The organism is Rhizobium aethiopicum (assembly GCF_900094625.1).
Lineage (GTDB): Bacteria > Pseudomonadota > Alphaproteobacteria > Rhizobiales > Rhizobiaceae > Rhizobium > Rhizobium aethiopicum.
In genome coordinates this window covers 118859-139904 of the sequence record NZ_FMAJ01000006.1, presented here as the reverse complement: position 1 = coordinate 139904, position 21046 = coordinate 118859, and the positions used below count along the sequence as shown (strand labels likewise).

General features: G+C 63.2%; 20 protein-coding genes. 10 read left to right on the top strand and 10 right to left on the bottom strand.

Annotated elements, in window-relative coordinates; translation table 11 throughout:
• Positions 1–115 precede the first annotated feature (115 nt).
• Positions 116–2677 carry a GcvT family protein gene (locus GA0061105_RS14865; protein ID WP_064695562.1) on the top strand — a complete coding sequence of 854 codons (2562 nt, stop codon included), beginning with the start codon at positions 116–118 and terminating at the stop codon, positions 2675–2677.
• A gap of 63 nt (positions 2678–2740) precedes the next feature.
• On the opposite strand, the gene GA0061105_RS14860 is transcribed toward GA0061105_RS14865, so the two are convergent.
• A complete protein-coding gene (locus GA0061105_RS14860) occupies positions 2741–3469 on the bottom strand; it encodes a phosphatase PAP2 family protein (RefSeq protein ID WP_092751092.1) in 729 nt (242 codons plus the stop codon).
• Between the two features lie 188 nt (positions 3470–3657).
• Here GA0061105_RS14860 and GA0061105_RS14855 point away from each other — a divergent pair, with 188 nt between their 5' ends.
• Positions 3658–4200 carry a hypothetical protein gene (locus GA0061105_RS14855; RefSeq protein ID WP_092751090.1) on the top strand — a complete coding sequence of 181 codons (543 nt, stop codon included), beginning with the start codon at positions 3658–3660 and terminating at the stop codon, positions 4198–4200.
• Positions 4201–4212: 12 nt separating this feature from the next.
• On the opposite strand, the gene GA0061105_RS14850 is transcribed toward GA0061105_RS14855, so the two are convergent.
• From GA0061105_RS14850 to GA0061105_RS14830, 5 genes are all read right to left on the bottom strand, one after another.
• Positions 4213–5706: an HAL/PAL/TAL family ammonia-lyase gene (locus tag GA0061105_RS14850; RefSeq protein WP_092751088.1), complete on the bottom strand. Its 1494-nt coding sequence runs from the start codon at positions 5704–5706 to the stop codon at positions 4213–4215.
• Positions 5703–6479: an ABC transporter ATP-binding protein gene (locus GA0061105_RS14845; RefSeq protein ID WP_092751086.1), complete on the bottom strand. Its 777-nt coding sequence runs from the start codon at positions 6477–6479 to the stop codon at positions 5703–5705. Before GA0061105_RS14845 ends, GA0061105_RS14850 begins: the two co-directional genes overlap by 4 nt.
• 26 nt (positions 6480–6505) lie before the next feature.
• Positions 6506–7210, bottom strand: a complete 705-nt coding sequence (locus GA0061105_RS14840; RefSeq protein WP_092751084.1) for an ABC transporter permease — start codon at positions 7208–7210, stop codon at positions 6506–6508.
• Between the two features lie 10 nt (positions 7211–7220).
• The gene (locus GA0061105_RS14835; protein ID WP_092751082.1) at positions 7221–7946 is read right to left on the bottom strand and encodes an ABC transporter permease; all 726 of its coding nucleotides are present in this window, start codon (positions 7944–7946) and stop codon (positions 7221–7223) included.
• Between the two features lie 104 nt (positions 7947–8050).
• A complete protein-coding gene (locus GA0061105_RS14830) occupies positions 8051–8893 on the bottom strand; it encodes a transporter substrate-binding domain-containing protein (protein WP_092751080.1) in 843 nt (280 codons plus the stop codon).
• A 195-nt stretch (positions 8894–9088) separates the two neighbouring features.
• Between GA0061105_RS14830 and hutC (GA0061105_RS14825) the strand changes: the two genes are divergently transcribed.
• Positions 9089–9844, top strand: a complete 756-nt coding sequence (gene hutC / locus GA0061105_RS14825; protein ID WP_064695570.1) for a histidine utilization transcriptional repressor HutC — start codon at positions 9089–9091, stop codon at positions 9842–9844.
• A 26-nt stretch (positions 9845–9870) separates the two neighbouring features.
• Here hutC (GA0061105_RS14825) and hutC (GA0061105_RS14820) read toward each other — a convergent pair whose 3' ends face one another.
• Both hutC (GA0061105_RS14820) and GA0061105_RS14815 read right to left on the bottom strand, forming a co-directional pair.
• Entirely contained in the window at positions 9871–10593 is a 723-nt protein-coding gene (hutC, locus tag GA0061105_RS14820; protein WP_064695571.1) for a histidine utilization transcriptional repressor HutC, read from the bottom strand.
• A gap of 61 nt (positions 10594–10654) precedes the next feature.
• Positions 10655–12001 carry a formimidoylglutamate deiminase gene (locus tag GA0061105_RS14815; RefSeq protein ID WP_092751078.1) on the bottom strand — a complete coding sequence of 449 codons (1347 nt, stop codon included), beginning with the start codon at positions 11999–12001 and terminating at the stop codon, positions 10655–10657.
• Between the two features lie 121 nt (positions 12002–12122).
• Between GA0061105_RS14815 and hutI the strand changes: the two genes are divergently transcribed.
• The 6 genes from hutI to GA0061105_RS14785 all read left to right on the top strand — a co-directional run bounded on the left by hutI (position 12123) and on the right by GA0061105_RS14785 (position 18962).
• On the top strand, positions 12123–13385 hold the full coding sequence (gene hutI / locus GA0061105_RS14810) for an imidazolonepropionase (protein WP_092751434.1): 1263 nt from the start codon (positions 12123–12125) through the stop codon (positions 13383–13385).
• Positions 13382–14917, top strand: a complete 1536-nt coding sequence (gene hutH, locus GA0061105_RS14805; protein WP_092751076.1) for a histidine ammonia-lyase — start codon at positions 13382–13384, stop codon at positions 14915–14917. The genes hutI and hutH overlap by 4 nt, the downstream gene beginning before the upstream one ends.
• Positions 14918–15073: 156 nt before the next feature.
• The gene (hutG, locus tag GA0061105_RS14800) at positions 15074–15880 is read left to right on the top strand and encodes an N-formylglutamate deformylase (protein ID WP_092751074.1); all 807 of its coding nucleotides are present in this window, start codon (positions 15074–15076) and stop codon (positions 15878–15880) included.
• Positions 15881–15903: 23 nt separating this feature from the next.
• A complete protein-coding gene (gene hutU / locus GA0061105_RS14795; protein WP_092751072.1) occupies positions 15904–17577 on the top strand; it encodes a urocanate hydratase in 1674 nt (557 codons plus the stop codon).
• A gap of 5 nt (positions 17578–17582) precedes the next feature.
• Entirely contained in the window at positions 17583–18158 is a 576-nt protein-coding gene (locus GA0061105_RS14790; RefSeq protein ID WP_092751070.1) for a HutD/Ves family protein, read from the top strand.
• 174 nt (positions 18159–18332) lie between these two features.
• Entirely contained in the window at positions 18333–18962 is a 630-nt protein-coding gene (locus GA0061105_RS14785; RefSeq protein ID WP_064695577.1) for a J domain-containing protein, read from the top strand.
• Between the two features lie 22 nt (positions 18963–18984).
• On the opposite strand, the gene GA0061105_RS14780 is transcribed toward GA0061105_RS14785, so the two are convergent.
• Both GA0061105_RS14780 and GA0061105_RS14775 read right to left on the bottom strand, forming a co-directional pair.
• Entirely contained in the window at positions 18985–19686 is a 702-nt protein-coding gene (locus GA0061105_RS14780) for a DUF899 family protein (protein WP_092751068.1), read from the bottom strand.
• A gap of 465 nt (positions 19687–20151) precedes the next feature.
• Entirely contained in the window at positions 20152–20334 is a 183-nt protein-coding gene (locus tag GA0061105_RS14775; RefSeq protein WP_092751066.1) for a hypothetical protein, read from the bottom strand.
• A gap of 70 nt (positions 20335–20404) precedes the next feature.
• Between GA0061105_RS14775 and GA0061105_RS14770 the strand changes: the two genes are divergently transcribed.
• Complete coding sequence (locus GA0061105_RS14770; RefSeq protein WP_092751064.1) at positions 20405–21046, top strand: alpha/beta hydrolase family protein; 642 nt, start codon at positions 20405–20407, stop codon at positions 21044–21046.

Below are 21046 nucleotides of genomic sequence, written 5' to 3'. Positions count from 1 at the left end.
GCTTCGGCAAGTGTGACACGCTCACGAGGCTGACATGGCTCCTGTATCTCACGCGCAGCGCAAGCCAAACGCGGCTAGGTAATTTTAATTCGTGCGGAAGCAGAAGGAACAGCACGTGGCAGCATTTCCGGAAAAGGCAAAGGTCGTCATCATCGGGCTCGGCGGCATCGTCGGCGCCTCCATCGCGCATCATCTCGTCGAGCGCGGATGGGACGATATCGTCGGCATCGACAAGTCGGGCATACCGACCGACATCGGTTCGACAGCCCATGCCTCGGACTTCTGTTACACCACCAGCCACGACTATTTGTCGGTTTGGACCACGCAATATTCGATCGATTTCTACGAAAAGATGGGCCACTACGCCCGCATCGGCGGCCTCGAAGTGGCGCGCACCGGCGACCATGCCTGGATGGAGGAAATCAAGCGCAAGCTTTCCTCGGCCCGCGCTTTCGGTACACGCGCCCATTATGTCAGCCCCTCCGAGATCAAGGAGAAGTTCCCGCTGATCGAGGAAGATCAGGTGATGGGCGGCCTTTACGATCCGGATGCCGGCCTCGTCATTCCGCGCTCGCAGACCGTTGCCGGCAAGCTGGTCGATGCCGCCGAAAAGGCTGGTAAGCTGCAGGTATTTGGCAATACGCCGGCTAAGTCGCTGATCGTCGAAGGCGGCCGCATCAAGGGCGTCGTCACCCATCGCGGCACCATCATGGCCGACCACGTCATCGTCTGTGCCGGTCTCTGGGGCCGCCTGATCGCGGAAATGGTCGGCGAAGACCTGCCGGTCATGCCGGTCGACCACCCGCTCACCTTTTTCGGTCCCTATAACGAGTTCGAAGGCACAGGCAAGGAAATCGGCTTCCCGCTGCTGCGCGACCAGGGCAACTCCGCCTATATGCGCGATACCGGCGATCCGGCGACGACCGAGGGCGGCCAGATCGAGTGGGGTTATTACGAAGCCACCAATCCGCGCATGTGCCATCCGCGCGATCTTCTCGAAAAACACGAAGCGCGCCTTTCGCCCTCGCAACGTGACCTCGAGATGGAACAGATCATCGAACCTCTCGAACGCGCCATGGAACTGACGCCGATCCTCGGCGAACTCGGCTATAACGAGGGTCACTCCTTCAACGGCCTGCTGCAGGTTTCCGCCGGCGGCGGCGCATCCTGCGGCGAGAGCCAGAAGGTGCGCGGTCTCTGGTATTGCGTTGCCATCTGGGTGAAGGACGGCCCGGGTTATGGCAAGCTGATCGCCGACTGGATGACCGATGGCCGGACTGAAATCGATCACAACAGCATCGATTATGCCCGCTTCTATCCGCATCAGTTGACGGAAGAGTTCATCGAAGGCCGCTGCTTCGAAGCAGCCCAGAAGATCTATTTCCCGGCCGTTCACACCCGCGAACCCTATCTGTCCGGCCGCAACGCCAAGCGCTCGCCCTTCTACGAGCGCGAAAAGGAGCTTGGCGGCTATTTCATGGAGCTTGGCGGCTGGGAGCGTGCGCATGGCTACGCCGCCAACGAGCACCTTCTGGAGAAATATGCCGACCGCGTCCCGGTTCGCGAGAACGAATGGGACAGCCGCCATTTCTGGCGCGTGTCGAATGCCGAGCATCTGGCGATGAGCGAGGATTGCGGCATCGTCAATCTCAGCCACTTCCACATGGTCGATATCGAGGGGCCTGATCATGTCGAGCTGATGGAATGGCTGTGCGCCGCCAAGGTCGGCGGCGATGCCAACATCGGCAAGGGTGTTTACACCCACTTCCTCGACGACGAAGGCATGGTTCGCGCCGACTTCACCGTCTTCCGCATGGCCGACCGCTGCCGGCTCGTCAACGGAGCCGATGCCGGCCCGCGCGACCTGCACTATATGAAGCGCGTCGCCGAAGATCGCGGCCTTGACGTGACCGTCACCGACGTCTCGGAAAAATTCGTGACGATCGGCATCTGGGGTCCGAACGCGCGCGAGACGCTGAAGAAGGTCGTAGCCGATCCGGCCGGGCTCGATCAGGAAAACTTCGCCTTTGCGGCGATCAAGCCGATCGAAATCGCCGGCAAGCCCGTCACCGCCTTCCGCATCTCCTATGTCGGCGAGCAGGGCTGGGAACTGCACATGAAGTACGAAGACGGCCTTGCCGTCTGGGATGCGCTGCGTTCGACCGGTGTGATGGCTTTCGGTGTCGAAACCTATGCAAATTCGCGCCGGATGGAAAAGAGCCTGCGCCTGCAGAACGCCGACCTCTTGACCCAGTACAACCTGATCGAAGCCGATCTCGCCCGTCCGAAGGTCAAGGAAGCCGATTTCCGCGGCAAGGCAAAACATCTGGAATACAAGGCGCGTGAGCACCAGCCGGCCATGCTCTGCACGCTGGTGATGACCGAGAATACCGACAAGTCGGGCGTCAAGCGTTATCCCCTCGGCAACCTGCCGGTTGTCGATCCCGCCACCGGAGAGGTTCTGGTCGATGAACTCGGCCGCCGGTCCTACACGACCTCGATCGCCTACGGCCCGACGGTCGGCAAGAACATTGCGTTGGCCTATTTGCCCTGGTCGCATTGCCAGGTCGGCCGCAAACTGAATATCGAGTACTTTGCCGAGAGCTACCCGGTGGAGGTTGTCGGCGTCGGCTACAAGCCGATCTATGACCCCGAAAATCTGAAGCCGCGCACCTAAGCGCTCACGCACTCGAGCACTTGTGGCGCCGCGAGCACGTGGCGCCACAAGGACGTTGAAGCCTTATCTGCCGTCATCATTTTCGGCTTCGTCGGGCGCGCGGCTTGGAACGAAACGTTTCGAGATCAGCCAGCAACCGAGCGCCCACAGCGCGCCGGCGCACCATCCGGCGAAAACATCCGTCGGATAATGAACGCCCAGATAGATCCGGCTGAGACCGATAATCACGGCAAGGAAGACGCCGGCGCCCATGACGAAGATCCGCGTCGAGCGATAGCGCTGTGTGCGCGCCACGAGCGCGCCGAGCGTCAGGTAGGTCACCGCCGAGACCATGGCGTGCCCCGAGGGAAAACTGAGATCGCTGACCTCGATGAGATGCGGCACGATATCGGGACGCGGCCGCGCAATGAGGATCTTCAGGAGCGTGCTCGCCAGCCAGCCTGATAGCACCGAGGAAAAAACGAAGATCGCGATCGGCCAGCGCCGGTCGAGCAAGAGATAGACGGTGATGAGAACCGTCAGCAGCGCCAGTACGGTAATGCCCCCGAGGCTGGTGATGTCGTCGAACGCATGGGTCAGCCAAGCGGGGCCGATCGGCACGGCAAGATCACCCTGCCGTCTGAGCCCCAGCAGGATCGCCTCGTCGAAACGAAAGGTTTCGCCCTCGATGACCTCGCTCGTCAGCCGCTGCAGCACGAACAGCCCGCCGGCGACCGCTGCCAGCATGATCAGCGTCAGTGGCTCATAGGCGTTTAGCCTCGCCAGGAAACCGCGTCGTTGAACCTCCGTCATGCCTGCCGTCGAACTCCCTTGATGACATCTCCACCCCGCCAGATCGGCAAGGCAAGCCGTAATTTCAAGGCCTTGCAGCATTCGAGAGTTGTTGGCGGACTGATCGCCGCCCGATTTCAACAGGCCGGTAGCAAAAGCTCAACCTTCTTTTGCTATCGCTGACCCCAATTGCCCTGGAGATTTCGGCGATGAAAATAGTAACCGCGATGGTTCTGATGGCAGCCGCCCTGCAGCCGGTCTCCGCCTTCGGCGAGACCGAATGGATGGGCGGCGCGAGACAATGGGCGGTCGGATATGCAAGCGAGAGCCCTCCCTATTGCCGGCTGCTGTGGGACAGCGAAATCGGCAAGACCATGGAATTCCGCCAGAGCACCACCGAGACTTTCTGGCTGGTGGCGAAGAAGACGTGGGATATTCCGGCCGACACCAAGACCGAGCTGACGCTGACCGATCGCACACAGACGAAAGTGGTTGCCGCGCAGTTCTTCGACAGGAACACGCTTCGCCTCTGGCCTCCGGGCAGCAAGGGAAGCGCCGGGCTGAAGAAGATCATCAAGAATTCCTTCTCCGGAACCCCTGACGTGCAACTGACCTTTGCCGGCGACGAAGGCGACTGGACGCTGCCGCTCTCGCGGGTGGACCAGCTCTATCCGACCTATGATCAATGCCTCAAACGTCTTGAAGCCGGCGGAAAACCCAAGCTGGATTCCGAGACCAGCAAGCCTTTCTGACCGTTTGCCCGTTCAGCCTACCGGCGGCGGCGCAGTCTCGCGGATCAGGCTTCGCACGGCTTCGATATCGCCATTGAGCGGCCGCTGATCGCCATAGTGGGAGACCTGCGCCCGCACGGCCTTGTAGACAAGGTCGGTGCCTGGCGCCCGCGGCGCCGTCTCAGCCAGGAAATCATGCGCCTGGGCCGCAGCCATCAGCTCGATCGCGAGGATATATTCGGCATTGTCGATGACGGCGAGCAGTTTGCCGGCGGCAGCTGAGGGATGGGCGAGAAAATCCTCCTGCAGCCCCGAGGTCAGGCCGCCGTCCATCGCCGCAGGCGCGGCAAGGCGGCGGTTCTCGTTGCTCAGCGCTGCTGCGGTATATTGCGCGATCATGAAGCCGGAATGGCTGCCGGCATCGCTTGCGAGAAAGGGCGGCAGACCGCTCACCAGCGGATTGACCAGCCGGTCCATGCGCCTTTCGCTGATCGCGCCGATCTGCGCCAATGCAATGGCAAGACCATCGGCCGCCTGCCCCAGCGCCGGGGCGACCGCATGCGCCTCGGAGGAGACGACGGGTTCTTCCGGAGTGCCTGAGACGGCCGGATTGTCGGTCACCGAGGCCAGTTCCTGATCGGCGATACGGGCGGAATTGTCGAAGACGTCGCGGGCCCCGCCATGGGCATGCGGCACCGACCGCAGGCTCAGCGCATCCTGGGTGCGCCGGCCAAAGGCGGCGGCGACAAGCCCGCTACCCTGCAGCCGAGCGCGCAGCGCAGCGCCCACCTTTTCGATGCCGGCAGACGGCCGAAGCGCCAGCACCGCCTCGTCGAAGGCGGCGATCTGGCAGCCAGCCGCTTCCAGCGTCAGCGCCGCAATGGCATCGGCCCAGTCGAGCAGCCGCTCGGAGCGGGAAAGGGCGACAGCCATCAGGCCGGTGGCGCAGGCCGTGCCGTTGACAAGGCTCAAGCCCTCCTTGGCGCCAAGCACCAGCGGAGCAAGGCCGATCGCCGCAAGCGCCTCGCGGCCGTCCATGCGGCGGCCGGCGAGCGTGGCGCTGCCTTCGCCGATCAGCACGAGCGCCGTATGGGCATTGTGGGTGAGATAACCAGCCGAACCTTTCGACGGCACGTCGGGAACGCAGTCATGCGCCAGCAGGGCTGTGAGATGCTGGACGATCTCGCGCCGCACGCCGGAATGGCCATGGGCGAAATTGGCGATCTGAGCAGCGATGATGGCCCGCACCGCGCGGGCATCAAGTAACGGCCCGACGCCGCAGGCATGGCTGAGCACGATGCTGCGGGACAACAGGCTCTGCGAGGTCCGATCGACCACGGTATCGGCGAGCGCCCCGACGCCGGTGTTGATGCCATAGGCGCGCACGCCGGTCTCGACAATGCGGGCGACGATGCGGCTTGCCTGCTCGACCCGGCTCCAGGCGGCAGGCGAAAGCGCAAGCGCCTCCCCTGCCCCGACGCGCTCGACATCGCGCCAGGTCAGCACCTTATCGATGATGACGGTCATTGACCTGTCCCGAAATGGCCGATGAACTGACGGAAGGCGGGTGTGGCGCCGCCGGCAAACATCTCATCCGGCTTGCCGCTGCTTTCGATCAGGCCCTCGCGCATGAAGACGACGCGATTCGAGACGTTGCGGGCAAAGCTCATCTCGTGGGTAACGACGAGCATGGTCATGCCTTCCTCGGCAAGCGCGCGCATGACGCGCAGCACCTCGCCGACCAGTTCCGGATCGAGCGCCGATGTCGGCTCGTCGAACAGCATGACCTTCGGCTTCATCGCCAAGGCGCGCGCGATCGCGGCGCGCTGCTGCTGGCCGCCGGAGAGATGGGCGGGATAGGCGTGGCGCTTGTCGGCGATGCCGACCTTTTCGAGCAGCGCCTCGGCCTCGGCGATACAGTCGGCGCGCGGCCGCTTCAGCACATGGATCGGGCCCTCGATGACGTTCTGCAGGATCGTCATGTGGGACCAGAGATTGAAGGACTGGAACACCATGCCGAGTTCGGAGCGGATATGGTCCACCTGCTTCTGGCTCGCCGGCTTGCTGCGCCCATTCTTGTGCACCATCTCAATATGCTCGCCGTCGACCCAGATCTCGCCGTCGCTCGCGGTTTCGAGCATGTTGATGCAGCGCAGGAACGTCGATTTGCCGGAGCCGGAGGCGCCGAGCAGCGAGATCACATCGCCGTCCTCGGCATCGAGGGAAATGCCGCGCAAGACCTCGTGCGTGCCGAAGCTCTTGCGGATATTGCGGACCGAAAGTCGGGTAACGCCTGGCATGGTTGCTCCAATCAGTTCAAAACTGCCTATGCTTTCAACGGCTGCGGGGCCGCGCGGCGGTGTCGGGACAGCGAATATTCGAGCAGGGCCATGCCCTGCAGGACGATGAAGTTCAGCACGAGATAGATGATCGCCGCGCAGAGGAAGACTTCCATCGTGCGGTAGGTCTGCGAGATCAGTCGCTGGGCGACACCGGTGACTTCCCAGACGGTGACGAGGCTTGCGAGCGCCGTGGACTTCATCATCAGCACGATCTCGGTGGAATAGGCTGGCAGCGCGTGGCGGAAGGCGATCGGCGCCAGGATGCGGCGCACCAGCAGGAAGCCTGACATGCCGATCGAGCGCGCCGCCTCGATCTCCTTCGGCGACACCGCGCGGATACCGCCGCGAAAAATTTCCGCCGTGTAGCCGGCGGTGCAAAGCGCCAGCGACAGCACGGCGCAGACCATCGGCTCGCGCAGGAACGGCCAGAGGAAGGAATAGCGGATGACGCCGAACTGGCCGAGGCCATAGAAGACCAGGAACATCTGGATCAGGAGCGGCGAGCCGCGGAACACGAAGATATAGCCCTTGGCGAAGCCCGAAAGCACCGGGTTGCCGCTGACCCGCATCCAGACGATGACGAGGGCCAGCAGACCGCCGAAGAAGATCGACAGCGAAAACAGGACCAGCGTCGTCGGCACGGCCTTGAGCAAAGTGACCATGGTCGAGGCGAGAAAGGTGAAATCCATCGTCGCCTCCTTACGCCTGGCCCATGGCCGATGCCGGCATGCTGCGGTTGGCGCGGCGTTCCGCACCGTTGAAGACGCGGTCCGAAAGGCTGGTCAGGATCAGGTAGAGGCAGCCGCCGGCGATGAAGAACAGGAAATATTGCCGGGTCGAACCCGCCGCCACCTGGCTGGTGCGCATCAGTTCGGCAAGGCCGGTGACCGAGACCAGCGCCGAGTCCTTGAGGCTGAGCTGCCAGACATTGCCGAGGCCGGGAATGGCGAAGCGAAGCACCTGCGGCATGATGATGCGGCGAAAGCGCATGGCGCGATGCATGCCGATCGCCGAGGCTGCCTCAAGCTCGCCCTTGGAGATGGCGAGGAAGGCGCCGCGAAACACTTCCGCCTGATAGGAGCCGGAGATGATGCCGACGGCAAGCGCGCCGGCGGCAAAAGAGGGAAGGCCGAGGAACCCATCGTAGCCCATCGCCTTGCCGATCGACGTGACGGCCGAGGAGCCGCCGAAATAGATGAGATAGATGATGAGCAGTTCCGGCACGCCGCGAAATACGGTCGTATAGACATTGCCGAGCGTAACGAGGAAAGGATTGCCGGATAGTTTTGCTGCCGCGACGATCGCGCCGAGCACCGCGCCGATTGCCATCGCCGTCGCCGTGACGGCGAGCGTCATCAAGGCGGCGAGAATAAGCAGCGCGCCCCATCCCGTCGAGCCGAAGCCGAGCAGTTCCAAGCTTGCCATGTCGTCCGTTCCCCGTCCGTGGCAGTATCTAATGGATTGAGAATAACACGCGGTCCCCGGCGATAAAGCCGGAGACCGGTGCCGGCGGCCAAATGGCCGGAAGCTTATTGCTGCGGGCTGACGTCCATCTTGAACCATTTCATCGAAAGGGTTTTGACGGTGCCGTCGGCAAGCGTCGACTTGATCGCCTCGTTGAACTTGTCGCGCAGGTCGGTATCGGCCTTGCGGATGCCGAGACCTTCGCCCTCGCCCCATATCGAGCCGGCGATCTCAGGGCCGGTGAAGGCGAGCGCGCCATTGGCGGCCTGGAAGGCGTTGGCGAAATAGACGGCATCGTCGAATCCGAGGTCGATGCGGCCGTTCTGCAGGTCGAGGTCGCGATCGGCGCCGGTCTTGTATTCACGGATCTCGGCGATGTCGCCGAAATTGTCGTAGACGAACTTGGCGTAAACGGTCGCCGCCTGAATGCCGATCGTCTTGCCCTTGAACGACTCCTTCAGCGCCTCGATCTCCTTCACGCCGGTCTGGCCGGGCGTCATCTTGATCGTGGCGCCGGTGCCGGCGGCATTGGCGAGCGGGCTGTCCTTGGCCGTGGCGAAGGCGGCGGGCGTCGCGGCATAGGGAACGGTGAAGTCGATCACCTGCCTGCGCTCTTCGGTAATCGACAGCGCATCCATGATGACGTCGAACTTGCCGGCGTTGAGCGCCGGAATCATGCCGTCCCAGTCGGAAGCGACGAGCGTGCATTCGATCTTGGCGCGCTCGCAGAGCACCTTGGCAAGCTCCGGCTCGAAGCCGCCGAGCGTGCCGTCGGCATTGGTGAGGTTCCACGGCGCATAGGCGCCCTCAAGCGTGATGGTCGCCTTCGTCCAGTCCTTGGAAAAGGCGGGGGCTGCGAAAGCGGAAAGAGCGGCGACGCCGCAAAAAAGAATTGCGCTGAATTTCATCGAATGAATTCTCCTCTGGAGTTGAAAACAGACCTTGCGGCACCAGGCCGATCTCCGCCGGCTTGCCCGTTCCATCCTATTTTTCATCGAGGACTGATCGGGAGGTTGTATATGGTACCATATGAGATAATTTGTGATATGCAAGAGGAAAGTCGATTTATGTGGCGAATTGCATCCGTGCAAAAGGAATAGGCAATGAAGCGGTCCGGCGAGATGAAGCGCGAGCTGGCGGGTAATGACAGCACGCCGCTCTATGCAGGCGTCAAGCAGGTGATCCTCGACCGCATCCACAGCGGCGAATGGCCGCCGAAATATCGCGTGCCGTCGGAAAACGAGCTGGTCGTCGAACTCGGCGTCAGCAAGATGACCGCCAATCGGGCACTGCGCGAACTCGCCAACGAGGGCGAACTCGTGCGCATCCAGGGCGTCGGCTCATTCGTCGCCGAACGCAAGGGTTATTCGGCGCTGTTCGAGGTGCGCAACATCGCCGAGGAAATCGCCGAACGCGGCCATGTGCACGAGGCTTCCGTCGTCATCCTCGCCCAGGAAACCGCCTCTCCAGAGATTGCCGACGCATTGGAGCTTGCAATCGGCGCGGCGGTCTTTCATTCGCTGATCGTACACAGCGAAAACGGCGTTCCCGTGCAGATCGAGGACCGTTTCGTCCACCCGGAGGCCGCCCCCGACTATCTCAAGCAGGACTTCACGACGCTCACGCCGAACGCCTACCTGACGGCCGCGGCCCCGCTCAGCGGCTCCGAACACGTTGTCGAGGCGGCGATGCCGCAGGCATGGGAATGCAAGCTGCTCACCATCCTCAAGACCGAGCCGTGCCTGACGATCCGCCGGCGCACATGGTCGGCAAAGCAGGTCGTCTCGACCGCCCGCCTCGTCTATCCGGGCTATCGCTACCGGCTGGAAGCACGCAGCGGCAAGATGTTCGAAGAGTAAAACAGCTCATATCTTGTATATGGAACCTATTGTGACGCCGGCGTGAAACGCGCCACCAACGCGTGGCGATCGCCGGGATAGGTGAAGCGCACATGGGTCACTGGCCCAGCGCCGCTCCAGGTGCGGCGTTCGACGACCAGGCAGGCGGTGTTGCGTGCGATGTCGAGCGCCGCAGCCACCTCGGCACTGGCGGAGACCGCATGGATCCGGTGTTCGGCCGTGCTCCACGGCACTTGGTTGAGCAGCCACGGCCCTGGTGCCACGGTCAGAAAATCGGCATCAGCAGCTTCCGGCACGGTTTCAAGGCTGATCAGCCGCTCCTCCAGGCAGAAGGGCCGAATACCCGCATTGTGGACGCAGACGACCTCGACGACCGAAGACGCCACAGGCAGTTCCAGTCGGGTTCTGTCTTCCGCCTTCGCCTTGCGGCTCGTTTTTTTGGAAACGGAATAGGAATAAGGCAGGCTCAGCGACTGCACCTCGGCTTTGATGTCGTGGATTTCGAGCACGGCCGAATGCGCCTGCGGCTGGGTGACGAAGCTGCCGGATTTCTTGCGGCGTTCGATGAGCCCGGCCTTGGCGAGCTGGGTCAGCACCTTGTTCACCGTCATGCGCGAGCAGTCATACTGCGTGGCGAGATCGACCTCGAAGGGAATGCGGTGCCCCGGCGGCCATTCGCCCGAGACGATACGGCCCTCGATCTCACCCAGGATGCGCTGGTGCAAGGTCAGATCCCTGCTTTGGTTCATCGCCACGTTCCGATTGGTCTCCCCGCTCTAGTTCGAATAGCTTGACAGGAAAAGCGCTTTTTCAGGCTGCCAGCAACTCCCTCATCGCGGCAAGGAAACGTCGGTCAATAGCATCGCGCCCGACATGGCGACCGCCAGCCACCTGCTTGCGGCCGCGCGCCCAGACGCAATCGACGGAGATGCCGCCGGCAAACAGCCAGTGATCGAGGATCTGGTCGCCGGAGAGATAGGGAACGGCTGAAATATCGAGCGAAACGAGATCGGCGTGATGGCCCTCGCGGAGACCGGCCGGCGCTTTCAGCGCGGCGCCGCCGCCGGCAAGAGCGTTCATGAACAGCGAAAGCGCCGTCGAACCGCCGGGGGCTGCGACGACATTGCGGGCGCGAAGCGCCAGGCGCTGCGAATATTCGAGCTGGCGCAGTTCCTCTGGTACGGAGATCAGCACGTTTGAATCCGAACCGATGCCGTAACGCCCGCCCTCTTGAAGGAAAAGCGGCGCGGCGAAGGCGCCGTCACCGAGATTGGCTTCGGTAATTGGGCAAAGGCCGGCAATCGCGCCGCTTTTCGCCATCCGCCGCGTCTCGTCCTCGGTCATATGAGTTGCATGGATCAGGCACCAGCGTTCGCCAACCTCCGCATGATCGAGCAGCCATTCCACCGGCCGGGCGCCCGACCAGGCGATGCAGTCCTCGACCTCCTTCACCTGCTCGGCGACATGGATATGGATCGGGCCGTCGCCCGCCATCGCTACGAGCTTCGTCAATTCTTCGGGTGTTGCGGCACGCAGGCTGTGCGGCGCAAGCCCGAGCTCGGCGCCGTCGAGCCGGCCGGTCAGCGCCCGGCACCCCTCCATCAGTGTTTCGAAGCTTTCCAGCGAATTGATGAAGCGCCGCTGGCCGTCGATCGGCGCTGCACCGCCGAAGCCGGAATGGGCATAAAAGACCGGCAGCAGGGTCAGGCCGATGCCGGTCTCCACGCTTGCCGCGCCGATGCGCTCGGCAAGCTCGGCGATATTGGCATAAGCGCCGCCATCCCGGTCATGGTGGAGATAGTGGAATTCGCCGACGCGGGAAAAACCTGCCTCCAGCATCTCGGCATAAAGCTTGGCGGCGACAGCCTCGACATGGTCGGGCGTCATCGCCAGAGCGAACTTGTACATGACCGTGCGCCAGCTCCAGAAGCTGTCATTGGCAGGCCCACGCACTTCGGCAAGACCGGCCATCGCCCGCTGGAAGGCATGGCTGTGCAGGTTGCCCATCGCGGGGACGATCAGGGCATGGCGCTCATCGCCGGGCGCGGCGGCAACGTCGCCTTCGAACCGGGCGATGCGGCCGGCCTCGAGCGTCATTCGCACGTTCTTCCGCCAGCCTTGCGGCGTCAGCGCCGTCTCTGCGTGAAGTATGGTCATGGCCTTCTTCTCCTCCTGCCGCGCCGCCGATCTTTCTTTTCCAGAAAAGCGCGCAAAATTTCTCTTGTCACCTGTTGATTATGTATATACATGTTTCGGCATAAGGAAAGGCGCAAAGGTGATGACCGGGAACATTTTCTCAGAGGAAGCCTCATCCGCCGACATCCGGCCGGTGTTGTGGCGCAACGCGCGACTGGCGACGCTGGCGCCTGGGAAAGCGGGGCTCGGCATCGTCGAAAAAGGCGCCGTGCTGACTGAAAATGGCCGCATCGCCTATGCCGGCGCCGAAAGCGAATTACCGGCCGCCGCTATCGAGCAATCCGAGATCGTCGACCTCGAGGGCCGCTGGGTCACCCCCGGTCTCGTCGACTGCCACACCCACATCGTTCACGGCGGCAATCGCGCCCGCGAATTCGAGATGCGCCTTGCCGGCGCGACCTATGAAGAGATCGCGCGGGCCGGCGGCGGCATTGTCTCCTCGGTCAAGGCGACCAATGCACTGTCGGTCGAAGAACTCGTCGCCGAAGCGCTGCCGCGGCTCGATACGCTGCTTGGCGAAGGCGTCACCACAGTCGAAATCAAATCCGGCTATGGGCTCAGCCGGATCGGCGAAGTGAAGATGCTGCAGAGCGCCCGCCTGCTCGGCCATGTCAGGCCGGTGCGCGTCGCCACCAGCTATCTCGGCGCGCATGCGACACCGGCGGAATACAAGGGCCGCAACGGCGACTATCTCGACGAAGTCGTCCTGCCCGGCCTTGATGACGTGTACAATCTCGGGCTGGCGGACGCGGTCGACGGCTTCTGCGAGGGGATCGCCTTTTCCACGACCGAAATCGCCCGCGTCTTTGACAAGGCGAGGGCGCTCGGCCTGCCGATCAAGCTGCATGCCGAGCAACTCTCCAATCTCGGCGGCGCCAAGCTCGCCGCATCCTACGGCGCGCTTTCCGCCGATCATCTCGAATATCTCGACGAAGATGGCGTCGCCGCGATGGCTGCAGCCGGCACTGTCGCCGTGCTCTTGCCCGGCGCCTTTTACGCCATCCACGAGAAGCAGAAGCCGCCGGTCGATGCGCTGCGCCAGGCGGGCGTGCCGATCGCGATCGCCACCGACTGCAATCCCGGCACCTCGCCGCTGACCTCGATGCTGCTGACCATGAACATGTCGGCGACGCTGTTCGGCCTCACCGTCGACGAATGCATCGCCGGCGCCACGCGCGAAGGCGCCCGCGCGCTCGGCCTCATCGCCGAGACCGGAACGATCGAGCCCGGCAAATCGGCCGATCTCGCCGTCTGGAATGTCGAAAGTCTCGCCGAGCTCGTCTACCGCATCGGCTTCAATCCGCTTCATGAACGTGTCTTCAAGGGCGAAAGGAACGGCCGATGACCATCACCCTCCACCCGGGCTCCGTCTCGCTCCAGGATCTCGAGACGATTTATTGGACAGGCGAGGCGGCAAGGCTCGATCCCGCTTTCGATGCCGGCATAAACAAGGCTGCCGCCCGCATCGCCGAAATCGCCGCCGGCAATGCGCCTGTTTACGGCATCAATACCGGCTTCGGCAAACTCGCCTCGATCAAGATCGACAGCGCCGATGTCGCCACCCTGCAGCGCAATCTTATCCTCTCGCACTGCTGCGGCGTCGGCGCTCCGCTGCCGGACAATATCGTCCGGCTGATGATGGCGCTGAAGCTCGTCTCGCTCGGGCGCGGCGCCTCCGGCGTGCGGCTGGAGCTGGTGCGGCTGATCGAAGGCATGCTTGATAAGGGCGTCATCCCGCTGATCCCGGAAAAGGGCTCGGTCGGCGCCTCCGGCGATCTCGCGCCGCTCGCCCATTTGGCGGCGGTGATGATGGGCGAGGCCGAAGCCTTCTTCGAGGGCGAACGTCTTTTCGGCGCCGAAGCTCTGGAAAGAGCCGGCCTGAAACCGGTCGTGCTCGCCGCCAAGGAGGGCCTGGCCCTGATCAACGGTACACAGACCTCGACGGCCTTGGCGCTCGCCGGCCTCTTCCGCGCCCACCGCGCCGCCCAGGCCGCCCTCATCACCGGCGCCATGTCGACCGATGCCGCCATGGGCTCCTCGGCGCCCTTCCACCCGGACATTCACACATTGCGCGGCCACAAGGGCCAGATCGACACGGCAGCCGCCCTTCGCGCCCTGCTCGAAAGATCGGTCATCCGCCAGAGCCATATCGAGGGCGACGAGCGGGTGCAGGACCCCTATTGCATTCGCTGCCAGCCGCAGGTTGACGGCGCCTGCCTCGATCTGTTGCGCTCGGTCGCCCGCACACTGGAGATTGAAGCCAATGCGGTCACCGACAATCCGCTGGTGCTCTCCGACAACTCCGTCGTCTCAGGCGGCAATTTCCACGCCGAACCGGTCGCCTTCGCCGCCGACCAGATCGCGCTCGCCATCTGCGAAATCGGCGCGATCTCGCAGCGCCGCATCGCGCTGCTGGTCGATCCCACCCTCTCCTACGGCCTGCCGGCCTTTCTCGCCAAAAAGCCGGGCCTGAATTCCGGTCTGATGATCGCCGAGGTCACTTCGGCGGCGCTGATGTCGGAAAACAAGCAGATGTCGCACCCGGCCTCGGTCGATTCGACGCCGACCTCGGCCAACCAGGAAGACCATGTCTCTATGGCCTGCCACGGCGCCCGCCGCCTCCTGCAGATGACCGAAAACCTGTTCGGCATCATCGGCATCGAAGCGCTGACCGCCGCCCAGGGCGTCGAGCTACGCGCGCCGTTGGCGACAAGCCCGGAGCTTCGCAAGGCGATCGCCGCGATCCGCGCCAAGGTGCCGAGCCTCGACGTCGATCGTTACATGGCAAACGACCTCGCCGCCGCCACCGAACTGGTGGCGACGGGGGCGCTGAATGCCTCGGTTTCGAGTGGCGTTCTGCCGGTTTTGGAGGGCTGAGATGATAGTGAACGAAAAAAACCCCTCCCCAACCCCTCCCCACAAGGGGGAGGGGCTTAATCTGCGGCCCTCGCAGCGGTCGTTCTTGAACACGGAGCGTAAGGCTGGCCTTAGCCCCTCCCCCTTGTGGGGAGGGGTTGGGGAGGGGTTATTGCCATGAGCACCCCCGTCTTCGAAACCCGCCAGGGCACCTCGCCCATCATCCTCGGCTTCCCCCACACCGGCACCGAGGTGCCGCCTGACATCGCCGAACGCCTCAACGACAATGGCAGAATTCTCGCCGATACCGACTGGCACATCCACCATCTTTATGACGGTCTGCTCGATGACGTCACCACGGTCCGTGCCACCTTCCATCGGTACGTGATCGACGCCAACCGCGATCCCCAAGGCGTCAGCCTTTACCCCGGCCAGAACACCACCGGTCTTGTCCCTGAAACGGATTTCGACGGCAGGGCGATCTGGAACGACGGGCAGGCCCCTGACGAGGCAGATATCGCTGCACGGCTGCGGGATTTTCATGAGCCCTATCATGCGGCTATTGCCGCCGAGATCGAGCGTGTGCGAGCACTCCACGGCGTCGCCATCCTCTATGATTGCCACTCCATCCGATCCCATATCCCCTTCCTGTTCGAAGGCAAGCTGCCGGATTTCAACATCGGCACCGACATGGGCAGGACCTGCGACAGCGCCATCGAGCAGGCGGTGCTGACGGTGGTCGAAGCGGCCGAAGGTTATGACAGCGTGCTCAACGGCCGCTTCAAGGGCGGCTGGACGACCCGCCATTACGGCCGGCCCGAGACCGGCGTGCACGCCATCCAGATGGAGCTCGCGCAATCCACGCATCTCCAGACAGAGAGGCCGCCCTTTGCCTATGACAGCGCCAAGGCGGACCGGCTTCGCGTCCATCTCAAAAACATTCTGGTGCGCCTTGAACAGATCGCACCTGGCCTCAAACGATAACGATCAGTCGACAGGGAACCGTCATGACCAATCCACGCCATAACATCCGCGAAATCCGCGCTCCCCGCGGCAGCGATCTCAATGCCAAGAGCTGGATGACCGAAGCGCCGTTGCGCATGCTGATGAACAATCTCGATCCCGACGTCGCCGAAAATCCGAATGAGCTCGTCGTCTATGGCGGCATCGGCCGAGCCGCCCGCACCTGGGAGGATTTCGACCGAATCGTCGCGACGCTGAAGACGTTGACGGAAGAGGAAACGCTGCTGGTGCAGTCCGGAAAGCCGGTCGGTGTCTTCCGCACCCATAAGGATGCGCCGCGGGTGCTGATCGCCAATTCCAACCTGGTGCCGCACTGGGCGACCTGGGACCATTTCAACGAGCTGGATAAGAAGGGCCTTGCCATGTACGGCCAGATGACTGCCGGCTCGTGGATCTATATCGGCACGCAGGGCATCGTCCAGGGCACCTACGAGACCTTCGTCGAGGCCGGCCGCCAGCATTACGGCGGCAATCTCAAGGGCAAATGGATCCTTACCGGAGGCCTCGGCGGCATGGGCGGCGCCCAGCCGCTCGCCGCCGTCATGGCTGGCGCCTGCTGCCTCGCCGTCGAGTGCAATCCCGATTCGATCGATTTCCGCCTGCGTACCCGCTATCTCGACGCCAGGGCCGAAACGCTCGACGAAGCGCTTGAAATGATCGACCGCTGGACCCAGGCGGGCGAGGCCAAATCCGTCGGCCTACTCGGCAATGCCGCCGAAATCCTGCCGGAAATGGTTCGCCGCGGCATCCGCCCCGATATCGTCACCGACCAGACCTCGGCGCACGACCCGATCAACGGCTACCTGCCGAAGGGCTGGACGATGGCCGAGTGGAAGGCAAAGCGCGAGAGCGATCCGAAGGCGGTGGAAAAGGCCGCGCGCGCCTCGATGCGCGAACATGTCGAAGCGATGATCGCCTTCTGGAATGCCGGCATCCCGACGCTCGACTACGGCAACAATATCCGCCAGGTCGCCAAGGAAGAAGGCCTCGAAAACGCCTTCGCCTTCCCGGGCTTCGTGCCTGCCTATATAAGACCGCTGTTCTGCCGCGGCATCGGCCCCTTCCGCTGGGCCGCCTTGTCCGGCGATCCGGAGGATATCTACAAGACAGACGCCAAGGTGCGGGAGCTGACCCCCGGCAATACCCACCTGCACAACTGGCTCGACATGGCCAGGGAGCGCATCGCCTTCCAGGGTTTGCCGGCACGCATCTGCTGGGTCGGCCTCGGCGATCGTCACCGCCTGGCTCTGGCCTTCAATGAAATGGTCCGGAATGGTGAGCTTTCCGCGCCGATCGTCATTGGCCGCGACCACCTCGATTCCGGCTCCGTGGCCTCGCCGAACCGCGAAACCGAAGCGATGAAGGACGGCTCCGACGCCGTCTCCGACTGGCCGCTGCTGAACGCCCTGCTCAACACCGCCTCGGGGGCCACCTGGGTGTCGCTGCATCACGGCGGAGGCGTCGGCATGGGCTTCTCCCAGCATTCCGGCGTGGTCATCTGCGCGGATGGCACCGATGATGCGGCCAAGCGTCTCGAGCGCGTGCTCTGGAACGATCCAGCGACCGGCGTCATGCGCCACGCCGACGCCGGCTACGACATCGCCATCGACTGCGCCCGGGACAAGGGCCTGCGCCTGCCCGGCATTCTCGGGAACTGAGCCTCGTGAGGATCCTGCGCGCCGGCGATTACAAGCGCATGCCGTGGAAGAACGGCGGCGGCGAAACGGTGGAAATCGCCGTTTCGCCAGAAGATGCCGCTCTTGCCGGCTTCGACTGGCGCGTCAGCATGGCGACTGTCGCAACCGACGGGCCGTTTTCGATCTTCCCCGGCATCGACCGGACGCTGGCGCTCCTCGACGGCAACGGCATGGCGCTCGACATCGAGGGCCGCGCGCCGGTGCTGCTGACGACGGCAAGCGATCCCCTCGCCTTCCCGGCGGATATCCCGGTCACCGCCACGCTCCGGGACGGCGCGATCACCGATCTCAACGTCATGACGCGCCGCGACGGTCTCGCCCACACGCTGATCCGCCTCGACATCGATGGCGGCGAGTCCGTGCCGCTGACCTCGTCGACATGCCTGCTGCTTTGCCACCGCGGCGCGCTGTCGTTCCGGCACGGCGGCGAAAGCGGCGCGCTCTCGGCCGGCGATACCTTGCTGATGACGGATGCGGCTGGAACCGCACTGGATTTCAATGGCAAGGCCAGATGTTATCTCGTCTCGATCACCACACCCTGATCTTCGCGTAAGCGATTGAAAGAATTTCACAATCTAAAAAATTCTTCAGCTTTCGCAGCGGCAATTGCGATTTCAGGCCATGGACGTCATTCCTGCTTTTGGTCTAAACTTCGCCTTGCTGATGCAGAAGAAGACCTAGACTGTCCGGACGTGCCGGGTAGCAATGGAGCAGGCGTGACGGATCCCTACGATATTCTCGGTGTTGAACGCGATGCGGACGAGGCAAAGTTGAAGGCCGCCTATCGGCGCCTGGCCAAGGTTGCCCACCCGGATTCGGGCGGCGATTCGCAAACCTTCGACAATCTTCAGAAAGCCTATGCGCTGCTTCTCGACCCGGTCCGCCGCAAGGTTTACGACGATACCGGCTATGATGTCGAATTCGCCGATGCCGCCGAGTTGCAGGCGCTTGTGATCATCGAGAAACTGGTCACCGACGCGGTGCTCGACGAGCGCGCGCCCGGAAGTTTCGATCCGGTCGCCGTCATGCAGGACAGCCTCTCGGAGGAACTGCGCAAGGCGCGGTTCAGCAAGAGCGAACTTGAGCGCCACGCGTCGCGCGTCGGTCTGCATCTGGAGCGGCTCGAAAAACAGTCCGGCCGCGATGTCCTCGCCCACATGTTCCGCGCCCGCATCGAGGCGATCGCCAAGGCGGTCGCCGAAACCGAGGCGAAGATCAAAGCGACCGAACGCGCCGCCGACATGCTGAGCGGCTACGTCTACGACATCGATCCATCGCTGCTGCCGGAGGCCTCGGTCAGTAACCTCGAATGGATCGAGACCTCCAGAAACCGCTCCACCGGCTGACGCGACGCGGCCGATTTCATTCCTAATAGGACAGCTTCGGATACCAATCCGGCGCCCGACCTTCGGGTGTGCAATCGAGCACGGTCCACAGCGGCATCAGATCGGGCGCACCGCGCGGATCCTCGCCGGGATCGGCCGTCACTTCCCCCATCTCCCCGCTCCAGAAATGGCGGATGGTGCCGTCGCGCCGCGTGAAGACGTTGAAAGCCGCGTCATCGCCGCCACCCCGGCCGATGGCGTGGTAGTCGCGGCTGTAATCGCCTGACGGATCGGAATAGAGCGGCAGATAGCGCCAGCCACGCTCCTTCTTGAAGGCGAGCAGCCTGCCGATCGGCGAAAGCGCAACGACGGCAAGGGCGACGCGCTGCTGCATATCAGGCACCTCGCCGTCCCAGGCCGACAGCAGCGAGGTGCACATCGGGCACGGGCGCTCGCGCTCCGGGCCGAACATATAGCTGTAAACGACCAGCGTTTCCTTGTCGGCGAAGAGCTCAGAGAGGGAGATCGGCCCGTCTGCGCCTTCGAAGCGATAATCCTTTTTCACCTCGCCGCCCGGCGGCAGCGCCCGGCGCTGCCTCGCGACGCGCTCGATATGCCGGCGCAATTCGATCTCTTCGGCCAGCAGCGCGTCGCGGGCGATGCGGTATTCCTCGCTCTCATTCGGAAAACGAACGCCATTCTTGGCCGCGAGTACGGCGGCGGGTACCAGCTGACTGTTATCCATGACAATCCTCCTGTCGTTGCCTGATGTGCCGACCACAGGTGAATTGGAGCACATCGTTAGAATGACGATCGGCGGAAGCGGAAATCGACAGGGCAACGAAAAATTTCCCACTTCGGAATCCCGAAATTCCCCCGCTTCGGGATTCCGAAATTCGGGCCGGTTTGCACCGTGTCGCCGCGGAGAAATAGTGAAGGATTCAATGCCGCAACTTATTTCGGGATTCCGAGGTGCTATATAGATCTTGGTGGGTACTCACGCTCGCACACCAAAACTGCTCGGCCGCACTGATGCCTGAAAAGCAAAAAGGGCGCTCGACCCTTGCGGGGAGCGCCCTTATCCTGTCGGACAGCGAACGGCTCGACGACGTCGATACCGGGCGCATCCATTTTTCAGGCAGGGCCGCTATATGGATGCTTGCATTCGCCGTTTCAAGGGGTTTTTTGCATCATCTTTAGCGAGCGGCCGCTAAAGGGCGGCGCCGGTCACGGGATTGACCACCGGCCGCTCGCTTTTGTCGCCCTCCCCAGCCGGTTGCACGGTCGGAGGCGCCATCGATTCGGCGTCGGCGGGTTCCGACTTGCCGGGAACGGCATTGACGCCCTTGGGACGGCGCTGCTCGGGCTTTACGTTTTCATCATTCGTCGACATTGTCTGTCTCCTTTCCAGGGAAGAAGTCCGGGCTGCCGACATGGTTCCGGCGGCGGATGGAGGATTGTAGATGCTCGAGAGATTTATGCTGCAGGGACCGCAGGATGCGCGCTTCACGATCCTGCTGGCGCATGGCGCCGGCGCGCCGATGGATTCGGCATCGATGACATCAGCGGCCGAGGCGCTTGCTGGCGCCGGCTTCCGCGTCATCAGGTTCGAATTTGCCTATATGGCCGCCCGCCGCACAGAGGAAGGCCGCAAGCCGCCGCCGCGCGCCGAAACACTCAATCCCGAATATGAGGCAGCCATCGCCGCGCTTGAGGTTTCCGGCCCGCTGATCATCGGCGGCAAGTCAATGGGCGGACGGGTGGCGAGCATGGTGGCCGACCGTCTCTATGACAGGGGAAAGATCGCCGGCCTGCTCTGCCTCGGCTATCCCTTCCATCCGCCCGGCCAGCCAGACAAGCTGCGCACCGGCCATCTCGCGGGGCTCAGGACGCCGACACTGATCTGCCAGGGTACACGCGACGAGTTCGGCACGCGCGATGAAGTGCCGGGCTACGATCTCTCCGACAGCATCGAGATCCTCTGGCTCGAGGACGGCGATCACGACCTCAAGCCACGCAAGAAAATTTCCGGATTCTCCGCTGCCGATCACCTTGCCACAATGGCAGAGACGGCAAAGGCATGGGCCGAGCGCCTGCCGGTTTAA

Coding starts and splice junctions, on each gene's coding strand:
- GA0061105_RS14860 (WP_092751092.1), bottom strand. CDS start 3,469: ATGACGGAGGTTCAACGACGCGGTTTCCTGGCGAGGCTAAACGCCTAT.
- GA0061105_RS14855 (WP_092751090.1), top strand. CDS start 3,658: ATGAAAATAGTAACCGCGATGGTTCTGATGGCAGCCGCCCTGCAGCCG.
- GA0061105_RS14850 (WP_092751088.1), bottom strand. CDS start 5,706: ATGACCGTCATCATCGATAAGGTGCTGACCTGGCGCGATGTCGAGCGC.
- GA0061105_RS14845 (WP_092751086.1), bottom strand. CDS start 6,479: ATGCCAGGCGTTACCCGACTTTCGGTCCGCAATATCCGCAAGAGCTTC.
- GA0061105_RS14840 (WP_092751084.1), bottom strand. CDS start 7,210: ATGGATTTCACCTTTCTCGCCTCGACCATGGTCACTTTGCTCAAGGCC.
- GA0061105_RS14835 (WP_092751082.1), bottom strand. CDS start 7,946: ATGGCAAGCTTGGAACTGCTCGGCTTCGGCTCGACGGGATGGGGCGCG.
- GA0061105_RS14830 (WP_092751080.1), bottom strand. CDS start 8,893: ATGAAATTCAGCGCAATTCTTTTTTGCGGCGTCGCCGCTCTTTCCGCT.
- hutC (WP_064695570.1), top strand. CDS start 9,089: ATGAAGCGGTCCGGCGAGATGAAGCGCGAGCTGGCGGGTAATGACAGC.
- hutC (WP_064695571.1), bottom strand. CDS start 10,593: ATGAACCAAAGCAGGGATCTGACCTTGCACCAGCGCATCCTGGGTGAG.
- GA0061105_RS14815 (WP_092751078.1), bottom strand. CDS start 12,001: ATGACCATACTTCACGCAGAGACGGCGCTGACGCCGCAAGGCTGGCGG.
- hutI (WP_092751434.1), top strand. CDS start 12,123: ATGACCGGGAACATTTTCTCAGAGGAAGCCTCATCCGCCGACATCCGG.
- hutH (WP_092751076.1), top strand. CDS start 13,382: ATGACCATCACCCTCCACCCGGGCTCCGTCTCGCTCCAGGATCTCGAG.
- hutG (WP_092751074.1), top strand. CDS start 15,074: ATGAGCACCCCCGTCTTCGAAACCCGCCAGGGCACCTCGCCCATCATC.
- hutU (WP_092751072.1), top strand. CDS start 15,904: ATGACCAATCCACGCCATAACATCCGCGAAATCCGCGCTCCCCGCGGC.
- GA0061105_RS14780 (WP_092751068.1), bottom strand. CDS start 19,686: ATGGATAACAGTCAGCTGGTACCCGCCGCCGTACTCGCGGCCAAGAAT.
- GA0061105_RS14775 (WP_092751066.1), bottom strand. CDS start 20,334: ATGTCGACGAATGATGAAAACGTAAAGCCCGAGCAGCGCCGTCCCAAG.
- GA0061105_RS14770 (WP_092751064.1), top strand. CDS start 20,405: ATGCTCGAGAGATTTATGCTGCAGGGACCGCAGGATGCGCGCTTCACG.